At 70.1% G+C, this 20774-nt stretch carries 15 protein-coding genes; 14 read left to right on the forward strand and 1 reads right to left on the reverse strand.

Annotated elements, in window-relative coordinates; genetic code table 11:
- Nucleotides 1-371 precede the first annotated feature (371 nt).
- From CA983_RS22415 to CA983_RS22485, 14 genes are all read left to right on the forward strand, one after another.
- Nucleotides 372-2330, forward strand: a complete 1959-nt coding sequence (locus CA983_RS22415; protein WP_279628455.1) for a peptidoglycan D,D-transpeptidase FtsI family protein — start codon at nt 372-374, stop codon at nt 2328-2330.
- A 181-nt stretch (nt 2331-2511) separates the two neighbouring features.
- Nucleotides 2512-4050, forward strand: a complete 1539-nt coding sequence (locus tag CA983_RS22420) for a UDP-N-acetylmuramoyl-L-alanyl-D-glutamate--2,6-diaminopimelate ligase (RefSeq protein WP_086602696.1) — start codon at nt 2512-2514, stop codon at nt 4048-4050.
- 28 nt (nt 4051-4078) lie between these two features.
- On the forward strand, nt 4079-5494 hold the full coding sequence (locus CA983_RS22425) for a UDP-N-acetylmuramoyl-tripeptide--D-alanyl-D-alanine ligase (RefSeq protein WP_086602697.1): 1416 nt from the start codon (nt 4079-4081) through the stop codon (nt 5492-5494).
- Nucleotides 5494-6585 carry a phospho-N-acetylmuramoyl-pentapeptide-transferase gene (gene mraY / locus CA983_RS22430; RefSeq protein ID WP_086602708.1) on the forward strand — a complete coding sequence of 364 codons (1092 nt, stop codon included), beginning with the start codon at nt 5494-5496 and terminating at the stop codon, nt 6583-6585. The genes CA983_RS22425 and mraY overlap by 1 nt, the downstream gene beginning before the upstream one ends.
- Nucleotides 6567-8009 carry a UDP-N-acetylmuramoyl-L-alanine--D-glutamate ligase gene (gene murD, locus CA983_RS22435; RefSeq protein WP_208637015.1) on the forward strand — a complete coding sequence of 481 codons (1443 nt, stop codon included), beginning with the start codon at nt 6567-6569 and terminating at the stop codon, nt 8007-8009. The genes mraY and murD overlap by 19 nt, the downstream gene beginning before the upstream one ends.
- A gap of 135 nt (nt 8010-8144) precedes the next feature.
- Nucleotides 8145-9509, forward strand: a complete 1365-nt coding sequence (gene ftsW / locus CA983_RS22440) for a putative lipid II flippase FtsW (RefSeq protein WP_086602699.1) — start codon at nt 8145-8147, stop codon at nt 9507-9509.
- A gap of 6 nt (nt 9510-9515) precedes the next feature.
- Complete coding sequence (gene murG / locus CA983_RS22445; protein ID WP_086602700.1) at nt 9516-10613, forward strand: undecaprenyldiphospho-muramoylpentapeptide beta-N-acetylglucosaminyltransferase; 1098 nt, start codon at nt 9516-9518, stop codon at nt 10611-10613.
- A gap of 25 nt (nt 10614-10638) precedes the next feature.
- Complete coding sequence (locus CA983_RS22450) at nt 10639-11433, forward strand: cell division protein FtsQ/DivIB (RefSeq protein ID WP_086602701.1); 795 nt, start codon at nt 10639-10641, stop codon at nt 11431-11433.
- 288 nt (nt 11434-11721) lie between these two features.
- Nucleotides 11722-12915 (forward strand): cell division protein FtsZ, encoded by a 1194-nt coding sequence (gene ftsZ / locus CA983_RS22460; protein WP_086602703.1) that lies wholly within the window; start codon nt 11722-11724, stop codon nt 12913-12915.
- A gap of 10 nt (nt 12916-12925) precedes the next feature.
- Nucleotides 12926-13657: a peptidoglycan editing factor PgeF gene (gene pgeF / locus CA983_RS22465; protein ID WP_086602704.1), complete on the forward strand. Its 732-nt coding sequence runs from the start codon at nt 12926-12928 to the stop codon at nt 13655-13657.
- Nucleotides 13658-13663: 6 nt separating this feature from the next.
- Complete coding sequence (locus CA983_RS22470) at nt 13664-14383, forward strand: YggS family pyridoxal phosphate-dependent enzyme (protein ID WP_086602705.1); 720 nt, start codon at nt 13664-13666, stop codon at nt 14381-14383.
- A gap of 129 nt (nt 14384-14512) precedes the next feature.
- On the forward strand, nt 14513-15154 hold the full coding sequence (locus CA983_RS22475) for a cell division protein SepF (protein ID WP_086602706.1): 642 nt from the start codon (nt 14513-14515) through the stop codon (nt 15152-15154).
- A gap of 61 nt (nt 15155-15215) precedes the next feature.
- Nucleotides 15216-15500, forward strand: a complete 285-nt coding sequence (locus CA983_RS22480) for a YggT family protein (protein WP_007448661.1) — start codon at nt 15216-15218, stop codon at nt 15498-15500.
- Nucleotides 15501-15553: 53 nt separating this feature from the next.
- Entirely contained in the window at nt 15554-16681 is a 1128-nt protein-coding gene (locus tag CA983_RS22485) for a DivIVA domain-containing protein (RefSeq protein WP_158101880.1), read from the forward strand.
- 239 nt (nt 16682-16920) lie between these two features.
- Here the strand turns inward: CA983_RS22485 and ileS are convergent, their stop codons facing one another.
- Entirely contained in the window at nt 16921-20073 is a 3153-nt protein-coding gene (gene ileS, locus CA983_RS22490) for an isoleucine--tRNA ligase (RefSeq protein ID WP_086602707.1), read from the reverse strand.
- Nucleotides 20074-20774: the final 701 nt, after the last annotated feature.

Below are 20774 nucleotides of genomic sequence, written 5' to 3' on the forward strand. Positions count from 1 at the left end.
CCGCGGCGGCCGCGCCGCGTGCCGTGCGGCGGCGGAGCGGCCGTCGTCCCGGCCGTCGCCGACCGCCGGCCGCTGTGCCGGGTGCCGTCCCGGCCCGCGCCTGACCGTGATCGCGTCCGCCAGTCCCCAGTCCGCCTCGAACCCCGGCAGGTGACGGAAGTGACCGACAGGGAACCCCGGCGCCGCCGCGTGCCCGGCCCGGCCAGGCCCGCTCGCCCCGACGCCCGCGGTCGTCGCGGCGCGCGCCGTGCGGCGGTGGAGCGGCCGTCGCCGACCGCCGGCCGCTGTGTCGGGTGCCGTCCCGGCCCGCGCCTGACCGTGATCGCGTCGGGCAGTCCCCAGTCCGCCTCGAACCCCGGCAGGTGACGGAAGTGACCGACAGGGAACCCCGGCGCCGCCGCGTGCCCGGCCCGGCCAGGCCCGCTCGTCCCGACGCCCGGCGCCGGCCCGGCCCCGGTGCCCGTCCGGCCCGTCGCCCGGCCTCGGCTCGTCCGGCGGCGCCCAAGCCCCTCCGGCTGGGCAGCCCCCGCCCGCGGCTGCGTCTGGTCGGGCTCGCGCTGACGCTGGTGCTGATCGCCTTCGTCGTGCGGCTGTTCCAGGTGCAGGCCGTCGACGCGAGCACGTATGCCGCCAAGGCCGAGCAGAACAGGTACGTCGGGCAGGTGCTGGCCGCGGACCGCGGGGAGATCACCGACAGGTCCGGTGTGGCCCTGGCGACCAGTGAGGACGCCTACGACATCACGGCCGACCCCACGATGTTCGCCCCCGGCCAGCTGAAGATCGGGGACGGGCCCGAGCAGGCGGCCGCGCTGCTCGCGCCGATCCTCGGCCAGGAGCAGGAGACCCTGGTCCAGAAGCTGCGGCCGAAGAACAAGGCGCTGCGCTACGTCAAGCTGGCCTCCCGCCAGACCCCGCAGGTCTGGAAGCAGATCAAGGACCTGAAGTCCGCCCTCGCCAAGAAGGAGGAGACGGACAAGTCCGCGCACAACGTCCTCGCGGGCGTCTTCTCCGTCGCCACCAGCAAGCGCGTGTACCCCAACGGCGACCTCGCCGCCGGGATACTGGGCTGGGTCAACGGCGAGGGCAAGCCCGGCGGCGGCATCGAGCTCCAGCTGAACAAGCGGCTGGCCGGCAAGGACGGCAAGATCCGCTACGCCCAGTCCGGCGGCCGGCTCGTTCCCACCGCGGGTTCCACCGAGACCCCCGCCGTGCCCGGCAGCGACGTCGAACTCACCATCGACCGCGACATCCAGTGGGCCGCCCAGAAGGCCATCAGCGACCAGGTGAAGGAGTCCGCGGCCGACCGCGGCTACGTCATCGTCCAGGACACCCGCACCGGTCAGGTCCTGGCCATGGCCAACTCGCCCGGCTTCGACCCGAACGACCTGTCCGGCGCCGACTCGGCCGCCCTCGGCAACGCGGCCCTCCAGGACGCCTTCGAACCCGGCTCCACCGCCAAGGTCATGTCGATGGCGGCCGTCCTCCAGGAGGGCGCCGCCACCCCGATGACCCACGTCGTCGTGCCCAACCGGCTGCACCGCGGCGACCGGCTCTTCAAGGACGACGTGAACCACCCGACCTGGTACCTGACGCTCAACGGCGTCCTCGCCAAGTCCAGCAACATCGGCACCATCCTCGCCACCGGGCAGCTCGGCAAGACCCAGGCCCAGTCCAACAAGGTCCTCTACGACTACCTGCGCAAGTTCGGCCTCGGCAGCTACACCGGGCTCAACTTCCCCGGCGAGACCAAGGGCATCCTCGCCCCGCCCGACAAGTGGTCCACCTCGCAGCAGTACACGATCCCTTTCGGCCAGGGCGTCTCCATCAACGCCATGCAGGCGGCATCGGTGTACTCGACCATCGCCAACGGCGGCGTCCGCGTCGAACCCACGCTCGTACGCGGCACCAAGGGCCCCGACGGCCGCTTCACCCCGGCCCCCAAGCCCGAGAAGACCCGTGTCGTCAGCGCCAAGACGGCGAAGACCCTCGCCCAGATGCTGGAGTCGGTCGTGGACGACGAGGAGGGCACCGGCACCAAGGCGCGTATCCCCGGCTACCGCGTCGCGGGCAAGACGGGCACGGCCAACCGCGTGGATCCGGCCACCGGCATGTACAAGGGCTACACGTCGTCGTTCGCCGGATTCGCGCCCGCCGACAAGCCCCGCATCACCGTCTACTGCGCCATCCAGAACGCCACCAAGGGCAACTACTTCGGCGGCCAGATCTGCGGCCCCGTCTACAAGCAGGTCATGGAGTTCGCACTGAAGTCCCTTCAGGTCCCGCCGACCGGGGCCAAGCCGGCCAAGCTCCCGGTCACCTTCAAGCGCTGACCGGCCGCAGGCCCCGGTCGGCACGGAACCAACCAGGAACCACCTCGTGACAACGATCACCCCGGACCCGGGGAACCAGAGCAGCCCCCGCCCCTCACTTCGCCCGGAGGCGGGTACGCCCGGTACGCTCACCGCCGTGCCACACGCTGATCAGTCCCAAACCACCCAGAAGGGCCATCCCGTGACATACCCCGGGCCGCCCAGGCCGGCGCACGTCTCCGCCACACCCCTCGCGGAACTGGCCGAACAGCTGGGWGCTCCCGCGCCGGAGGGCGCCGCCGACGTCACGGGCATCACCCACGACTCGCGCGCCGTGCGCCCCGGCGACCTGTACGCCGCCCTCCCGGGCGCCCGCCTGCACGGCGCCGACTTCGTCGACCAGGCCGCGAGCCTCGGCGCGGCCGCCGTGCTGACGGACCCCACCGGCGCCGAGCGCGCCGCGGCCTCGGGGCTGCCGGTCCTGGTCGTCGACGACCCCCGCGGACGGATGGGCGAGCTGGCGGCCACGATCTACGGCCACCCCGGCCGGGACCTCCTCCAGATCGGCATCACCGGCACCTCCGGCAAGACCACCACCGCCTACCTCGTCGAGGGCGGCCTGAAGACCGTCAGGTCCACCGGCCTGATCGGCACGGTCGAGATGCGCATCGGCGACGAGCGCATCAAGTCCGAGCGCACCACCCCCGAGGCCACCGACCTCCAGGCCCTCTTCGCCGTCATGCGCGAACGCGGCGTCGACGCGGTCGCCATGGAGGTCTCCAGCCACGCCCTGGTGCTCGGACGCGTCGACGGCTGCGTCTTCGACATCGGCGTCTTCACCAACCTCAGCCCGGAACACATGGAGTTCCACTCCGACATGGAGGACTACTTCCAGGCGAAGGCGCAACTGTTCACCCCGAAACGGGGCAAACTCGGCGTGGTCAACGTCGACGACGAGTACGGCCGCAGGCTGGCCAAGGAGGCCACGGTCCCGGTCGTCACCTACTCCGCCGAGGGCCACCCCGACGCCGACTGGCGCGCCGAGGACGTCGAGGTGGGCCGGCTGGACTCGACGTTCACCGTCATCGGGCCCAAGGGCGAGCGGATCAGCGCCAAGTCGCCGCTGCCGGGCCCCTTCAACGTGGCCAACACCCTCGCCGCGATCGTCGCCCTCGCCGTCGCCGGGCTCGACCCGCAGTCCGCCGCCGACGGCGTCGCCGCCGTACCCGGCGTGCCGGGCCGCCTGGAGCGCGTGGACGCCGGACAGCCCTACCTCGCGGTCGTCGACTACGCGCACAAGACCGACGCCGTCGAGTCGGTGCTGCGCGCCCTGCGCAAGGTCACCGAGGGCAAGCTGCACATCGTCCTCGGCTGCGGCGGCGACCGGGACAGGACCAAGCGGGAGCCGATGGGCGCCGCCGCGGCCCGGCTCGCCGACACCGCCGTACTGACCTCCGACAACCCCCGTGGTGAGGACCCCCTCGCGATCCTCGCCACGATGCTCCAGGGCGCGGCCTCGGTGCCCGCGCACGAGCGCGGCGAAGTGGCGGTCTTCGAGGACCGGGCCGCCGCGATCGCCGCCGCCGTCGCCCGAGCCGAGCCCGGCGACACCGTGCTGGTCGCGGGCAAGGGCCACGAGCAGGGCCAGGACATCGCCGGGGTGGTCCGTCCCTTCGACGACCGCCAGGTGCTTCGCGAAGCCATTCAGAAGACCCAGGCCATTCAGAAGACCCAGGGATGAAATCCCGCATGATCCAGGGGATGAACTTGTGATCGCCCTCTCCCTCGCCGAGATCGCAGAAGTCGTCGGCGGGCAGACGCACGACATACCGGATCCGACCGTCCAGGTCACCGGCCCGGTCGTCCGGGACTCCCGCGAGGCGGGACCGGGCAGCCTGTTCGTCGCCTTCGCCGGCGAGCGCGTGGACGGCCACGACTTCGCGGCCGCGGTCGTCGAGGCGGGAGCGGTGGCCGTGCTCGGCACCCGGCCCGTCGGCGTGCCCGCGATCGTCGTGGACGACGTCCAGGTCGCCCTCGGCGCCCTCGCGCGGCACGTCGTACGACGTCTCGGTGCCACCCTCGTCGCCCTCACCGGCTCGGCGGGCAAGACCAGCACCAAGGACCTGATCGCGCAGGTGCTCCAGCGCAAGGCGCCGACGGTCTTCACGCCCGGCTCGCTCAACAACGAGATCGGGCTGCCGCTGACCGCGCTCAGCGCCACCGAGGAGACCCGGTTCCTCGTCCTGGAGATGGGCGCCCGCGGCATCGGGCACATCCGCTACCTCACCGGCCTGACGCCCCCGAAGGTCGGCCTCGTCCTCAACGTCGGCAGCGCCCACATCGGCGAGTTCGGCGGCCGTGAGCAGATCGCGCAGGCCAAGGGCGAACTCGTCGAGTCCCTGCCGTCCGAGGCCGAGGGCGGGACCGCCGTCCTCAACGCGGACGACCCCTACGTACGGGCCATGGCCTCCCGTACGAAGGCGAAGGTGATCTTCTTCGGAGAGTCCGACGAAGCGGACGTTCGCGCCGAGAACGTGCGACTCACGGACACGGGACAGCCCGCGTTCAGGCTTCACACACCCTCCGGTGCAAGCGATGTGACCATGCGCCTGTACGGTGAGCACCACGTGTCGAACGCGCTCGCCGCGGCCGCCGTCGCCCACGAGTTGGGCATGTCCGCAGACGAGATCGCCGTCGCGCTCTCCGAGGCGGGCTCCCTCTCCCGCTGGCGGATGGAGGTCACCGAGCGCCCGGACGGCGTGACGGTCGTCAACGACGCCTACAACGCGAACCCCGAGTCCATGAAGGCCGCGCTGCGCGCGCTCGTGGCCATCGGCAAGGGGCGTCGTACGTGGGCGGTGCTCGGCAAGATGGCCGAGCTCGGGGACGAGGCTCTCGCCGAGCACGACGCGGTCGGACGGCTCGCCGTCCGGCTCAACGTCAGCAAGCTCGTCGCGGTCGGTGGCAGGGAAGCCGCCTGGCTGCAACTGGGCGCATATAACGAGGGTTCGTGGGGTGAGGAGTCGGTGCACGTGTCCGACGCACAGGCGGCGGTCGACCTGTTGCGCAGCGAGTTGCGCCCGGGGGACGTCGTACTCGTGAAGGCGTCCCGTTCGGTCGGCCTCGAGAGCGTGGCGCAGGCGCTGCTCGAGTCCGGTGCCGAGGGTGAGGTTTCCGCCCGATGATGAAGCAGATCCTGTTCGCAGGAGTCATTGGCCTCTTCCTGACCCTGGTCGGCACCCCGCTGCTGATCAAGCTGCTCGCGCGCAAGGGCTACGGCCAGTACATCCGCGACGACGGCCCGCGCACGCACGGCAGCAAGCGCGGTACGCCGACCATGGGCGGTATCGCCTTCATCCTGGCGACGGTCGCCGCGTACTTCCTGGCCAAGGTGATCACGGGCTATCTCGACCCGGACGTCGACGCGGCGCCGACCTTCTCGGGTCTGCTGGTGCTCGGCCTGATGGTCGGCATGGGCCTGGTCGGCTTCCTCGACGACTACATCAAGATCGTCAAGCGGCGTTCGCTGGGCCTGCGGGCCAAGGCGAAGATGGCCGGCCAGCTGACCGTCGGCATCGCCTTCGCGGTGCTCTCACTCCAGTTCGCGGACAACCGCGGCAACACCCCGGCCTCCACGAAGCTGTCGTTCATCACGGACTTCGGCTGGACGATCGGCCCCGTGCTGTTCGTGGTCTGGGCGCTGTTCATGATCCTCGCGATGTCGAACGGCGTGAACCTCACCGACGGTCTGGACGGTCTGGCCACCGGCGCCTCGGTGCTCGTCTTCGGCGCCTACACCTTCATCGGCGTCTGGCAGTTCCAGGAGTCCTGCGCCAACGCGCAGACGCTGACCAACCCGGGCGCGTGCTACGAGGTGCGCGATCCCCTCGACCTCGCGGTGGTCGCCTCCGCGCTGATGGGCGCCTGCCTGGGCTTCCTGTGGTGGAACACCTCGCCGGCCAAGATCTTCATGGGGGACACCGGTTCGCTCGCGCTCGGCGGTGTGCTCGCCGGCCTCGCGATCTGCTCCCGCACCGAGCTGCTGCTCGCCATCCTCGGCGGTCTCTTCGTGCTGATCACCATGTCCGTGGTGATCCAGGTCGGCTCCTTCCGCCTCACCGGGAAGCGCGTCTTCCGGATGGCGCCACTCCAGCACCACTTCGAACTCAAGGGCTGGTCGGAAGTGCTCGTCGTGGTCCGCTTCTGGATCATTCAGGGCATCTGTGTGATTGTCGGACTGGGCCTCTTCTATGCAGGATGGGCAGCGGACAAGTGACCTCCTCGGTGTCTTCGGAGCTCAAGGGCAAGCACGTCACCGTCGCCGGGCTCGGCGTCTCCGGCCTCCCGGCGGCCAAGGTGCTGCACGGCCTCGGCGCGGTCGTCACGGCCGTCAACGACGGCGCCGACGAGCGCGCGCGGGCGCAGGCCGCCGAACTGGAGGCGCTCGGCATCACCGTGCGCCTCGGTGACGGCGACACCCTGCCCGAGGGCACCGAGCTGATCGTCACCGCGCCCGGCTGGAAGCCGGACAAGCCGCTGTTCGCGGCGGCTCAGCGGGCGGGCGTCCCCGTCTGGGGCGACGTCGAGCTGGCCTGGCGCCTGCGCGGCCCCGACGCGGCCCCGTGGCTCGCCGTCACGGGCACCAACGGCAAGACCACCACCGTGCAGATGCTCGCCTCGATCCTGAAGGCGGCGGGCCTGCGCACGGCCGCCGTCGGCAACATCGGCGTCTCCCTGCTGGACGCGGTGCTCGGCGAGGAGCAGTACGACGTGCTGGCCGTGGAGCTGTCCAGCTACCAGCTGCACTGGGCGCCGTCCCTGCGCGCCCACTCGGCCGCCGTGCTCAACCTCGCCCCCGACCACCTCGACTGGCACGGCTCCATGGAGGCGTACGCCGCCGACAAGGGCCGCATCTACGAGGGCAACCGCGTCGCCTGCGTCTACAACGTTGCCGACAAGGCCACCGAGGACCTGGTCCGCGAGGCCGACGTCGAGGAGGGCTGCCGGGCCGTCGGCTTCACCCTCGGCACGCCCGGGCCCTCCCAACTCGGTGTCGTCGAGGGCATCCTCGTCGACCGTGCCTTCGTCGAGAACCGGCACAAGAACGCCCAGGAGCTCGCCGAGGTCGCCGACGTCAACCCTCCGGCCCCGCACAACATCGCCAACGCCCTCGCGGCGGCGGCCCTCGCGCGGGCCTACGGCGTGCCCGCCAAGGCCGTACGGGACGGCCTGCGGGCGTTCACCCCGGACGCCCACCGCATCGCGCACGTGGCCGACGTGGACGATGTCGCGTACGTCGACGACTCCAAGGCCACCAACACCCACGCCGCGGAAGCCTCGTTGGCGGCCTACGAGTCGATCGTGTGGATCGCGGGCGGGCTCGCGAAGGGCGCGACCTTCGACGAGCTGGTCACCAAGTCGGCGCCGCGGCTGCGGGGGGCCGTGCTGATCGGCGCGGACCGCGCGCTGATCCGCGAAGCCCTGGCGCGACACGCCCCGGAGGTACCCGTCGTCGACCTCGACCGGACCGACACTGGGGCGATGCGCGCGGCGGTTCAGGAGGCGCGGCGGCTCGCTCGGGCCGGTGACACGGTGCTGCTGGCTCCGGCCTGCGCCTCCATGGACATGTTCGCCAACTACAACAAGCGCGGGGACGCTTTCGCGGACGCCGTCCGCGAGCTCGGCTCCGCCGACGGCTGACCCGGGTCCGCCTCGCCCGGCGGCGGCGCCGGGCGTATCTGGGAGGGACGCGTGACACGGATGTGGCTGGTGCCCGAGCGGCCGGGGAGCGTTCGCTGCGGAACGTCGACCTCCGGCATGGCGGGGTGAGCGGCGATGCCCACCAGCCGTACCGGACGGCCTCCGGTCCCGCGCACTCCCAAGCGCCCCGCGACGCCCCGGCTCGCCCGTGAGAACGGCCTCCTGGCCTTCTACACCCGTGCGCGCAGGGGCTGGGACCGGCCGCTGACCGCCTACTACCTCATCTTCGGCGGCAGTCTGCTGATCACCGTGCTGGGCCTCGTGATGGTCTACTCGGCCTCCCAGATCACCGCGCTCCAGATGTCGCTGCCGGGCTCGTACTTCTTCCGCAAGCAGCTGCTGGCCGCCGTGATCGGCGCCGGGCTGCTGTTCGCCGCCTCCCGGATGCCCGTGAAGCTGCACCGGGCCCTGGCCTATCCGATCCTCGCCGGCGCCGTCTTCCTCATGGCCCTGGTGCAGGTCCCCGGGATAGGAGTGTCGGTCAACGGCAACCAGAACTGGATCGCGCTCGGCGGCTCCTTCCAGATCCAGCCCAGCGAGTTCGGCAAGCTCGCCCTCGTGCTGTGGGGTGCCGACCTGCTCGCCCGTAAACAGGACAAGAGGCTCCTGACCCAGTGGAAGCACATGCTGGTGCCGCTGGTCCCGGCCGCCTTCATGCTGCTCGGGCTGATCATGATCGGCGGCGACATGGGCACCGCGATCATCCTCACGGCCATCCTGTTCGGCCTGCTCTGGCTGGCCGGCGCCCCCACGCGACTGTTCGCCGGAGTGCTGTCGATCGCCGCCGTACTCGGCCTGATCCTCATCAAGACCAGCCCGAACCGCATGGCGCGCCTGCAGTGCCTCGGCGCCACCGAACCCCAGTCCGGCCCGGTCGACTGCTGGCAGGCCGTACACGGCATCTACGCCCTCGCCTCCGGCGGAATCTTCGGCTCCGGGCTGGGTGCGAGTGTGGAGAAATGGGGCCAACTCCCCGAAGCCCACACCGACTTCATCTTCGCCGTCACCGGTGAGGAACTGGGCCTGGCGGGGACGCTGTCGGTACTCGCCCTCTTCGCGGCTCTAGGCTATGCGGGTATCCGCGTGGCCGGACGCACGGAGGACCCCTTCGTGAGGTATGCCGCGGGAGGCGTGACCACCTGGATCACGGCCCAGGCCGTGATCAACATCGGTGCGGTGCTCGGTCTGCTGCCGATCGCCGGCGTCCCCCTCCCGCTGTTCTCCTACGGGGGATCCGCCCTGCTGCCGACCATGTTCGCCATCGGGCTGCTGATCGCCTTCGCGCGCGACGAGCCCGCTGCGCGGGCAGCGCTTGCGATGCGGCAACCCCGCTTTGGTAGAAAGCGGGGGGCTGGGGGAACCGGTTCCGGTCGGAGTCCCCGGAGATGGAACACGATGCGACGGCGCGCCTCGGCGGCGCGCTCGTCCGGAGAGCGGTGAATTTCGGTGCATGTCGTACTCGCCGGCGGAGGAACCGCGGGCCACATCGAGCCCGCGCTCGCCCTCGCGGACGCCCTGCGCAGGCAGGATCCGACCGTGGGCATCACGGCCCTGGGCACGGAGCGAGGCCTGGAGACACGTCTCGTACCCGAGCGCGGGTACGAACTCGCGCTGATCCCCGCCGTACCGCTGCCACGCAAGCCCACCCCCGAGCTGATCACCGTCCCGGGGCGGCTGCGCGGCACGATCAAGGCGACCGAGCAGATCCTGGAGCGCACCAAGGCGGACGCCGTGGTCGGCTTCGGTGGCTACGTCGCCCTGCCCGGCTACCTCGCGGCCAAGCGCCTGGGCGTACCGATCGTCATCCACGAGGCCAACGCCCGCCCGGGCCTGGCCAACAAGATCGGCTCGCGGTACGCCAGCCAGGTCGCCGTCTCCACCCCGGACAGCAAGCTGCGTAACTCCCGCTACATCGGCATCCCGCTGCGCCGTGCCATCGCCACCCTGGACCGGGCCGCCGTGCGCCCCGAGGCCCGTGCCGCGTTCGGGCTGGACCCGAACCTGCCCACGCTGCTGGTCTCCGGCGGCTCCCAGGGCGCCCGCCGCCTCAACGAGGTCGTGCAGACGGTAGCGCCCTGGCTCCAGCAGGCCGGAATCCAGATCCTGCACGCGGTCGGACCGAAGAACGAACTGCCGCACGTCCAGCAGATGCCGGGAATGCCCCCCTACATCCCGGTAAGTTACCTGGACCGGATGGACCTCGCGTACGCCGCGGCCGACATGATGCTGTGCCGCGCGGGCGCGATGACCGTCGCCGAGCTCTCCGCCGTCGGGCTCCCGGCCGCCTACGTCCCGCTGCCCATCGGCAACGGCGAACAGCGGCTCAACGCCCAGCCGGTGGTCAAGGCCGGCGGCGGCCTGCTGGTCGACGACGCGGAGCTGACCCCCGAGTGGGTCCAGCAGAACGTCCTGCCCGTGCTCGCCGACCCGCACCGGCTGTACCAGATGTCCCGCGCCGCCGCCGAGTTCGGCCGCCGGGACGCCGACGACCTGCTCGTCGGCATGGTGTACGAGGCGATCGCCGCCAGCCGTGCACACCGCTAGGACTGTATGACGGAAGGCAGGGAGCGTGGCCGGATCGACCACCGCCGAGCGCGGTGAACGCCAGCAGGAGTCGTCCGGCCCGCCGCCCCGCCTGCGGTCGAGGCGGGCCCGGCTCCGCGCGATCGTCATCCTGGGTCTCGTCCTGGTGTTCCTCGGCATCCCGACGGTGTGGCTGTTCTACGGCTCCGAGTGGCTGCGCGCCGAACAGGTCTCCGTGTCGGGAACACGGGTTCTGACGCCGGCTCAGGTCGAGGCGGTCGCCGGCGTCCCCCTGGGAGAGCCGCTGATTTCCGTCGACACCGATGCGATCGAGACGCGGCTGCGTCAAAAATTGCCCCGAATTGACTCGGTTGACGTGGTCCGTTCCTGGCCCCATGGAATCGACCTGAAAGTGGTTGAGCGGACTCCGGTTCTGATTGTCCAAAAGGGCCGAAAGTTCATCGAAGTGGACGATGAAGGTGTCCGGTTCGCCACGGTTTCCAAGGCGCCGAAAGGCGTGCCCTCGCTGGAATTGACGCTCTCCCGGTCCAGCTCCGCCGCCGCGAGCCTGCGCCGCTTCGGCGAGTCCCGGCTGGTGCGCGAGGCGGTCGGCGTCGCCCGTGCCGTTCCGGCCGCCGTCGCACGCGACACACGGACCGTCAAGGTCCGTTCCTATGACGACATCTCGCTGGAGTTGAGGGACGGCCGTAAGGTCGTCTGGGGAAGCAGCGAGAAGGGCGCCGCGAAGGCCCGTACCCTCACGGCCCTGATGAAAGCCTCGCCCGGCGCGCGGTACTTCGACGTGAGTGTTCCCACCGCGCCCGCGTCAGCGGGGAGTTGACGCACATCCGCGCAGGCCAGCACCCTGGTTGGGCAGTGCTACGGCTGATCACATAGGGTGAAAAGAAAAACGGGAGGTTCGGCGTGTTCGTTGAACGTGCGCCACTTGTCGACTTAGTGTCCTGTTCAGAAGACTCCAAGGAACAGACACACTGGTAACCCTAAACTTCAAGGTTAGGGTTCGGGTCGGCGATACGGACCGTCCCATTCGGCATCAGTCGTCGGGTCGCGGGGCGCAGCGCGCCACGGTGATTCGGCGACACGTAACTCGAGGCGAGAGGCCTTCGACGTGGCAGCACCGCAGAACTACCTCGCAGTCATCAAAGTCATCGGTGTCGGCGGCGGTGGTGTCAATGCCATCAACCGGATGATCGAGGTCGGTCTCAAGGGCGTCGAGTTCATCGCCATCAACACCGACGCGCAAGCTCTGTTGATGAGCGACGCCGACGTCAAGCTGGACGTCGGCCGTGAACTCACCCGCGGACTCGGCGCCGGAGCCAACCCGGCCGTCGGCCGCAAGGCCGCCGAGGACCACCGCGAGGAGATCGAGGAGGTCCTCAAGGGGGCCGACATGGTCTTCGTGACAGCCGGTGAAGGCGGCGGCACCGGCACCGGCGGCGCGCCCGTCGTGGCCAACATCGCCCGCTCGCTCGGTGCCCTCACCATCGGCGTGGTGACGCGCCCGTTCACCTTCGAGGGACGGCGCCGCGCGAACCAGGCCGAGGACGGCATCGCCGAGCTCCGGGAAGAGGTCGACACCCTCATCGTCATCCCGAACGACCGGCTGCTGTCCATCTCGGACCGCCAGGTCTCGGTACTGGACGCCTTCAAGTCGGCCGACCAGGTCCTGCTCTCGGGTGTCCAGGGCATCACCGACCTCATCACCACCCCGGGCCTGATCAACCTCGACTTCGCCGACGTCAAGTCGGTCATGTCCGAGGCCGGCTCGGCCCTGATGGGCATCGGCTCCGCCCGCGGCGACGACCGCGCGGTGGCCGCCGCCGAGATGGCGATCTCCTCGCCGCTGCTGGAGGCGTCCATCGACGGCGCCCGCGGTGTGCTGCTCTCCATCTCCGGTGGCTCGGACCTCGGTCTGTTCGAGATCAACGAGGCCGCCCAGCTGGTGAGTGAGGCCGCCCACCCCGAGGCCAACATCATCTTCGGCGCGGTGATCGACGACGCCCTGGGCGACGAGGTCCGGGTCACCGTGATCGCGGCCGGCTTCGACGGCGGCCAGCCGCCCTCCAAGCGGGACAACGTCCTCGGCTCGTCCTCGGTCAAGCGTGAGGAGCCGGCCCCGGCACGGCAGACCGAGAGCCGCCCCTCCTTCGGCTCGCTCGGCAGCGTGACCCCGAAGGAGGACCCGGAGCCCGCTCCGGAGCCGGTCAACGACATCCCGGTCGCCCCGCCGGTCCCGCCGGCGCCGCGGACCTACTCGGACAGCGCGGCCGAGGAACTGGACGTACCGGACTTCCTCAAGTGATCCTTCTGACGTGATAGGACAGCGCGAAAGCGTGAGCGGCGCCCACTTCGCCTTCACCGACCGGTGGGGCGGGGTGAGCGCCGCTCCGTATGAGGAGCTCAATCTCGGCGGGGCGGTCGGTGACGACCCCGACGCCGTACGCGCCAACCGCGAACTGGCCGCGAAGTCCCTGGGCGTCGAGCCGGACCGGGTGGTCTGGATGAACCAGGTGCACGGCGCCGACGTGGCGGTGGTGGACGGACCGTGGGGATCTTCGTCCGAGATTCCGTCGGTCGACGCGATCGTCACGACGCGGCGGGGGCTCCCCCTCGCCGTGCTCACCGCCGACTGCGTGCCGGTCCTGCTCGCCGACCCCGTCGCCGGAATCGCCGCCGCGGCCCACGCGGGCCGCCCCGGCATGATCGCCGGGGTCGTCCCGGCCGCGCTACGCGCGATGACGGACCTGGGCGCCGAGCCCTCCCGGATCGTCGCCCGCACCGGACCCACCGTGTGCGGCCGGTGTTACGAAGTGCCCGAGGCGATGCGCGCCGAGGTGTCCGCCATCGAGCCGGCGGCGTACGCCGAGACGAGCTGGGGCACACCGGCGGTCGACGTGAGCGCCGGAGTGCACGCCCAACTGGAACGGCTCGGGGTGTGTGACCGGGCGCAGTCGCCGGTGTGCACGCTGGAGTCGGAGGATCACTTCTCGTACCGCCGCGACCGCACGACCGGTCGGCTCGCGGGCTATGTGTGGCTGGACTGATAGGACATGACGGACCGCAAGGACGAACTCGCCACAAATCTGGCGAAAGTTGAGCGGCGCATCGCCGACGCGTGCGCGGCCGCGGGGCGGGGGCGCGAAGAGGTGACCCTGATCGTGGTCACCAAGACCTACCCCGCGACCGATGTGCGGATCCTCTCGGAACTCGGCGTGCGGCACGTCGCCGAGAACCGCGACCAGGACGCGGCACCGAAGTCCGCCGCCTGCGCGGATCTTCCCCTTACTTGGCATTTTGTCGGTCAACTCCAGACCAACAAAGTGCGATCCGTGGCCGGTTACGCGGACTTCGTGCAGTCCGTCGATCGTTCCAAGCTCGTCACAGCTCTGTCGAAGGAGGCCGTCCGCGCCGGGCGCGAGCTGGGATGTCTCATCCAGGTCGCACTCGACGCCGGCGAGAGCGCGCGGGGTGAGCGGGGAGGCGTGGCGCCTGCGGGAATCGAAGAGTTGGCCGACCTCGTCGCGGAAGCGCCGGGGTTGCGGCTCGGCGGACTGATGACCGTCGCGCCGCTCACCGGGGAGTACGCGGGACGCGAACAGGCGGCGTTCGGGCGGTTGATGGATTTGTCGACCGACCTGCGCCGGAGTCATCCGGCTGCCACCATGGTCTCGGCAGGGATGAGTGCGGACCTCGAACAGGCCGTTGCGGCCGGAGCGACACATGTGCGCGTCGGCAGTGCGGTACTCGGAGTCCGCCCCAGGCTCGGGTAACGTCGCCAAGAAGTCGGACCACAGCAGAAAATATGGTCATTGCCGCCGAAAGGCGGATTCAAGGACCTCGTGGATCGCGGGCACTTGGCAGTCGTCAGCCGATCCACCACAGAGCGGAGGACTCAGAGCATGGCCGGCGCGATGCGCAAGATGGCGGTCTACCTCGGCCTCGTGGAGGACGATGGGTACGACGGCCGCGGATTCGATCCCGACGACGACTTCGAACCAGAACTGGACCCGGAGCCCGAGCGGGACCACCGACGGCACGAGCCGTCCCACCAGCCGCATGCCTCACATCAGCCCCAAAGGGACGAAGAGGTACGAGTCGTACAGCCGCCCGCACCTCGTGAACCGGCAGCCCGTTCCGCTTCGCTACCCGCGGAATCCGGCCGCCCGGCGCGCATCGCGCCCGTGGCATCCATCACACAAGAACGCGCAAGTCTGGAGAAGAACGCACCGGTGATCATGCCCAAGGTCGTGTCCGAACGAGAGCCTTACCGGATCACCACGCTCCACCCACGGACCTACAACGAGGCCCGTACCATCGGGGAACACTTCCGTGAAGGCACTCCGGTGATCATGAATCTGACTGAGATGGATGACACAGACGCGAAGCGACTTGTCGACTTTGCGGCCGGTTTGGTGTTTGGTCTTCACGGCAGTATCGAGCGGGTGACGCAGAAGGTGTTCCTGTTGTCGCCTGCTAACGTCGATGTCACGGCGGAGGACAAGGCCCGCATCGCAGAGGGCGGGTTCTTCAACCAGAGCTGAGACGTAACACCGGAAACAGCAGTAACAGAGCAGGGCACAGGGGAGAGGGAAGCAAGAGGTCATGAGCGTGGTTCTGGATGTCGTCTACATCGCGCTGATGTGCTTCCTCATCGTGCTCATCTTCCGGTTGGTCATGGACTACGTCTTCCAGTTCGCCCGCTCATGGCAACCAGGCAAGGCGATGGTGGTCGTTCTGGAGGCCACCTACACTGTCACGGATCCACCGCTCAAGCTTCTGCGGCGGTTCATTCCGCCGCTGCGTCTCGGGGGCGTGGCGCTCGACCTGTCCTTCTTCGTGCTGATGATCATCGTCTACATCCTGATCTCGATCGTGAGCCGGCTGTGAGCGATGTGAACTACGGTCTTGCCGAATGCCGACGACTACGTTGAGGTGAAGAGATGCCGTTGACCCCCGAGGACGTGCGGAACAAGCAGTTCACGACCGTCCGCCTCCGAGAAGGCTATGACGAGGACGAGGTCGATGCCTTCCTCGACGAGGTCGAAGCCGAACTGACCCGCCTGCTCCGCGAGAACGAGGACCTGCGCGCCAAGCTGGCCGCGGCCACGCGCGCTGCTGCCCAGAATCAGCAGAACATGCGCAAGCCTCCGGAGCAGCAGGATCAGCAGCAGCAACAGCAGCAGCAGGGCATGCGCGGTCCAGGTGGTCCCGTGCCCGCCGGCATATCGGGCCCGCCGCAGCAGCAGATGGGTGGCCCCATGGGTGGTCCGCCCCAGCTGCCGAGCGGTGCCCCGCAGCTGCCCGCCGGTCCCGGCGGTCAGGGTGGCCCGCAGGGTCCCGGCCCGATGGGCCAGGGTCCGGGCGGTCCCGGCCCGATGGGCCAGCCCCCTATGCAGCAGCAGATGGGTGGTCCGATGGGCGGCCCCATGGGCGGTCCGATGGGCGGCCCCGGTCAAGGAGGCCCCGGTGGCGACAGCGCCGCCCGTGTCCTCTCGCTGGCCCAGCAGACCGCCGACCAGGCGATCGCCGAGGCCCGTTCCGAAGCCAACAAGATCGTCGGCGAGGCGCGTTCGCGTGCCGAGGGTCTGGAGCGTGACGCCCGTGCCAAGGCCGACGCCCTGGAGCGGGACGCGCAGGAGAAGCACCGCGTCGCGATGGGCTCCCTGGAGTCCGCCCGCGCCACGCTGGAGCGCAAGGTCGAGGACCTGCGCGGCTTCGAGCGCGAGTACCGCACGCGCCTGAAGTCGTACCTGGAGTCGCAGCTGCGTCAGCTGGAGACCCAGGCCGACGACTCGCTGGCCCCGCCGCGTACTCCGGCGACCGCCTCCCTCCCGCCGTCCCCGGCGCCTTCCATGGCACCGGCCGGCGCGAGCGCCCCGTCGTACGGCGGTGGCAACCAGACGATGGGCGGCGGCCCCTCGCCGTCCGGCCCGTCCTACGGCGGTCAGCAGCAGATGTCCCCGGCGATGACCCAGCCCATGGCGCCGGTGCGTCCGCAGGGTCCGTCGCCGATGGGTCAGGCGCCCTCGCCCATGCGGGGCTTCCTGATCGACGAGGACGACAACTGACGGCCTGATGGCCAGTAGTACGGCCTAGACGTCGGCAGCGTTCAGGGCGGGGCCCCGGGGTGAACCCGGGGCCCCGCCCTTTTGCCCTACGCGTTCGTGAGCACAGCACCCGCGTTCGTGCGCACGCACCCGTGTTCATGCTTACGCAACCGCGTTCGTGCGTACGCAACGCCGAAGGCCCGGACCCACCAAGATTCTTGGCGGGGCCGGGCCTTCGGCCTGTGGGTCACGCCCTGTGGCTACGCCTTGCGCAGGCGGAACGTCAGCGTCAGGCCCTCGTCCGTGAATGGGCTCCCGTAGCTGTCGTCCGCGTCGCCTTCGGCGAAGTCGGTCGACAGGACCTCGTCGGCGATCAGGCCGGCGTGGTCGGTGAGGGCCGCGACCGTCGCCGGGTCCCTGGCGGTCCAGCGCAGTGCGATCCGGTCGGCCACGTCGAGGCCGCTGTTCTTGCGGGCCTCCTGGATCAGGCGGATCGCGTCACGGGCCAGACCCGCACGGCGGAGCTCTTCCGTGATCTCCAGGTCCAGCGCCACCGTCGCACCCGAGTCGGACGCCACCGACCAGCCCTCGCGCGGGGTCTCCGTGATGATCACCTCGTCCGGAGCGAGGGTGACCGTCTCGCCGTCGACCTCCACCGACGCCGTGCCCTCGCGCAGGGCCAGGGACAGGGCGGCCGCGTCCGCGTTCGCGACGGCCTTGGCCACGTCCTGGACGCGCTTGCCGAACCGCTTGCCGAGCGCGCGGAAGTTGGCCTTGGCGGTGGTGTCGACCAGGGAGCCGCCGACCTCGCTCAGCGTCGCCAGGGACTCGACGTTCAGCTCCTCCGTGATCTGCGTGCGCAGTTCCGAGTCGAGCGTCTCGAAGCCCGTCGCCGCGATCAGGGCGCGGGAGAGTGGCTGACGGGTCTTGACGCCCGACTCCGCGCGCGTGGCACGGCCCAGCTCCACGAGCCGGCGCACCAGCACCATCTGCTTCGACAGCTCCGGGTCGATGGCGGTGAGGTCCGCCTCGGGCCAGGCCGACAGGTGGACCGACTCCGGGGCACCCGGGGTGACCGGGACGATCAGGTCCTGCCACACCCGCTCGGTGATGAACGGGGTCAGCGGGGCCATCAGCTGCGTCACCGTCTCGACGACCTCGTGCAGCGTGCGCAGCGCCGCCTTGTCGCCCTGCCAGAAGCGGCGGCGGGAGCGGCGCACGTACCAGTTCGACAGGTCGTCGACGAACGCGGACAGCAGCTTGCCGGCGCGCTGGGTGTCGTAGGCGTCGAGGGCCTGGGTGACCTGGTCGGTGAGCGCGTGCAGTTCGGACAGCAGCCAGCGGTCCAGGACCGGGCGGTCGGCCGGGGCCGGGTCGGCCTCCGAGGGAGCCCAGCCGGACGTGCGGGCGTACAGGGCCTGGAAGGCGACCGTGTTCCAGTAGGTCAGGAGCGTCTTGCGGACGACCTCCTGGATGGTGCCGTGGCCGACGCGGCGGGCCGCCCACGGGGAGCCGCCGGCCGCCATGAACCAGCGGACCGCGTCGGCGCCGTGCCGGTCCATGAGCGGGATCGGCTCCAGGGTGTTGCCCAAGTGCTTGGACATCTTGCGGCCGTCCTCGGCGAGGATGTGGCCCAGGCAGACCACGTTCTCGTACGAGGACTTGTCGAAGACCAGCGTGCCGACCGCCATCAGCGTGTAGAACCAGCCGCGGGTCTGGTCGATGGCCTCGCAGATGAACTGCGCCGGGTAACGCGCCTCGAAGGTCTCCTTGTTCTTGTACGGGTAGCCCCACTGCGCGAACGGCATCGAACCCGAGTCGTACCAGGCGTCGATGACCTCCGGCACGCGCGTGGCCGTCTTCCCGCAGCCCTCCTGCGGACAGGCGAGGGTGACCCCGTCGATGAACGGGCGGTGCGGGTCCAGGCCCGACTGGTCGGTTCCGGTCAGCTCGGTCAGCTCCGTGAGGGAGCCGACGCAGGTGAGGTGGTCGTCCTCGCAGCGCCAGATCGGCAGCGGCGTGCCCCAGTAGCGGTTGCGGGACAGCGCCCAGTCGATGTTGTTGTTCAGCCAGTCGCCGTACCGGCCGTTCTTGACCGTGTCCGGGAACCAGTTGGTGTTCTCGTTCTCCGCGAGGAGGCGGTCCTTGACCTCGGTGGTGCGGATGTACCAGGACGGCTGCGCGTAGTAGAGGAGCGCGGTGTGGCAGCGCCAGCAGTGCGGGTAGCTGTGCTCGTACGCGAGGTGCTTGAAGAGCAGGCCGCGCTGCTGGAGGTCCTCGGTGAGCTTTTCGTCCGCCTTCTTGAAGAAGACGCCGCCGACGAGGGGGACGTCTTCGGCGAAGGTGCCGTCCTGGCGGACCGGGTTCACCAACGGCAGACCGTAGGCGCGGCACGTCCTGAGGTCGTCCTCACCGAAGGCGGGGGACTGGTGGACCAGACCCGTACCGTCCTCGGTCGTGACGTAGTCGGCGTTCACGACGAAGTGCGTGCCGCCCTCGGTCTCCGGGAACTCGACCAGCTCGAAGGGGCGCTGGTACGTCCAGCGTTCCATCTCGGCGCCCGTGAACGTCTGGCCGGTGGTCTCCCAGCCCTCGCCGAGCGCCTTGGCGACCAGCAGCTCGGCGACGACGAGCTTCTCCTCGCCGTTCGTCACGACGGCGTAGGTGACCTCGGGGTGCGCGGCGACCGCCGTGTTGGAGACCAGGGTCCAGGGTGTGGTCGTCCACACCAGGAGCGCGGCCTCGCCGGCCAGCGGACCGGAGGTGAGCGGGAAACGGACGTACACGGACGGGTCGACGACCGTCTCGTAGCCCTGTGCCAGCTCGTGGTCGGACAGGCCGGTGCCGCAGCGCGGGCACCAGGGGGCGACGCGGTGGTCCTGGACCAGCAGGCCCTTGTTGAAGATCTCCTTGAGCGACCACCAGACCGACTCGATGTACTCGGGGTCCATGGTGCGGTAGGGCTCGTGGAGGTCGGTCCAGTAGCCCATGCGGGTCGTGAGCGCTTCGAACGCGTCCGTGTGCCGGGTCACCGACTCGCGGCACTTCGCGTTGAACTCGGCGATGCCGTACGTCTCGATGTCCTGCTTGCCGGAGAAGCCGAGCTCCTTCTCCACGGCCAGCTCCACCGGGAGGCCGTGGCAGTCCCAGCCGGCCTTGCGGGCCACGTGGTAGCCGCGCATGGTGCGGAAGCGAGGGAAGACGTCCTTGAAGACGCGGGCCTCGATGTGGTGGGCGCCGGGCATGCCGTTGGCGGTGGGCGGGCCCTCGTAGAACACCCACTCGGGGCGGCCCTCGGACTGCTCCAGGCTCTTGGCGAAGATCTTCTGCTCGCGCCAGAAGTCGAGCACGGCGTGCTCGAGGGCGGGCAGGTCGACCTGGGCGGGCACCTGGCGGTACGTCGGCGTTGTCATGAGCGGGCTTCCTCCGGCGGACTTGCTGCCTTCCGTCCGGAGGGACGAGAGCTACGTCTGCCTGCGCCGCCTTCGGCGCGCTCCCGCGGTACCACCCTCCTTGGCCCTCCGGCGCGGGGTGTGCGCCGGTGAGCCCCCTCATTGGGGTCGCGATGCCGGTTCTACTGGCCGCGGCGCTCGGCTGCGGTTTTCTTCCGGCGGCTCCGGGGTGATCTTCACGTCGCGCTCGCCCCCGGGCTTCCACCGTCCCCGGGTCGCTCTGGGCTGCGTACGCCGCTACTCGTCCCCATCCACGCTTCTCGCTCCGCCCAGTGTACGGCGCCGCACGGACAGCGGCCGACCGCTTTTCGGGGCGGTCGGGGACAGGGAGCCGTGAGGGACGCCGTAATGGGTGACGTATGGGTTTGATGACCCGAATGGCGAGGTATGGGTGTTCGGATCCTGGGACGTCCGGCTCGGCGGATTACCCGGCGGGGAGCTGGGCACAACGGATGCAGGTTCGCCGCGCGGCGTGCGCGAGGCGGGCGAATCGGGCGGTGTGCCCCGTTGCCGCGGGACTCAAGTCGATTTATCGTCCCAGCACGATTCGCGAGCAAGATCACAATATGTGAAGGGGCCGCGGCCATGGTGGCGAAGAAGACCGCCGTACAGCAGCCGGCGTCCGGCAGGTCCGCGGAGGCCTCCGACGGTGCGGCCAAGGA

Origin of the sequence: Streptomyces swartbergensis, from assembly GCF_002148965.1 — a bacterium.
In the GTDB taxonomy this organism is placed as follows: Bacteria; Actinomycetota; Actinomycetes; order Streptomycetales; family Streptomycetaceae; genus Streptomyces; species Streptomyces swartbergensis.

Excerpts from the sequence above, each read along its gene's own strand:
- mraY (WP_086602708.1), top strand. The coding sequence starts at position 5,494 with ATGAAGCAGATCCTGTTCGCAGGAGTCATTGGCCTCTTCCTGACCCTG.
- murD (WP_208637015.1), top strand. The coding sequence starts at position 6,567 with ATGGGCAGCGGACAAGTGACCTCCTCGGTGTCTTCGGAGCTCAAGGGC.
- ftsW (WP_086602699.1), top strand. The coding sequence starts at position 8,145 with ATGCCCACCAGCCGTACCGGACGGCCTCCGGTCCCGCGCACTCCCAAG.
- CA983_RS22470 (WP_086602705.1), top strand. The coding sequence starts at position 13,664 with ATGACGGACCGCAAGGACGAACTCGCCACAAATCTGGCGAAAGTTGAG.
- CA983_RS22475 (WP_086602706.1), top strand. The coding sequence starts at position 14,513 with ATGGCCGGCGCGATGCGCAAGATGGCGGTCTACCTCGGCCTCGTGGAG.
- CA983_RS22480 (WP_007448661.1), top strand. The coding sequence starts at position 15,216 with ATGAGCGTGGTTCTGGATGTCGTCTACATCGCGCTGATGTGCTTCCTC.
- CA983_RS22485 (WP_158101880.1), top strand. The coding sequence starts at position 15,554 with ATGCCGTTGACCCCCGAGGACGTGCGGAACAAGCAGTTCACGACCGTC.
- ileS (WP_086602707.1), bottom strand. The coding sequence starts at position 20,073 with ATGACAACGCCGACGTACCGCCAGGTGCCCGCCCAGGTCGACCTGCCC.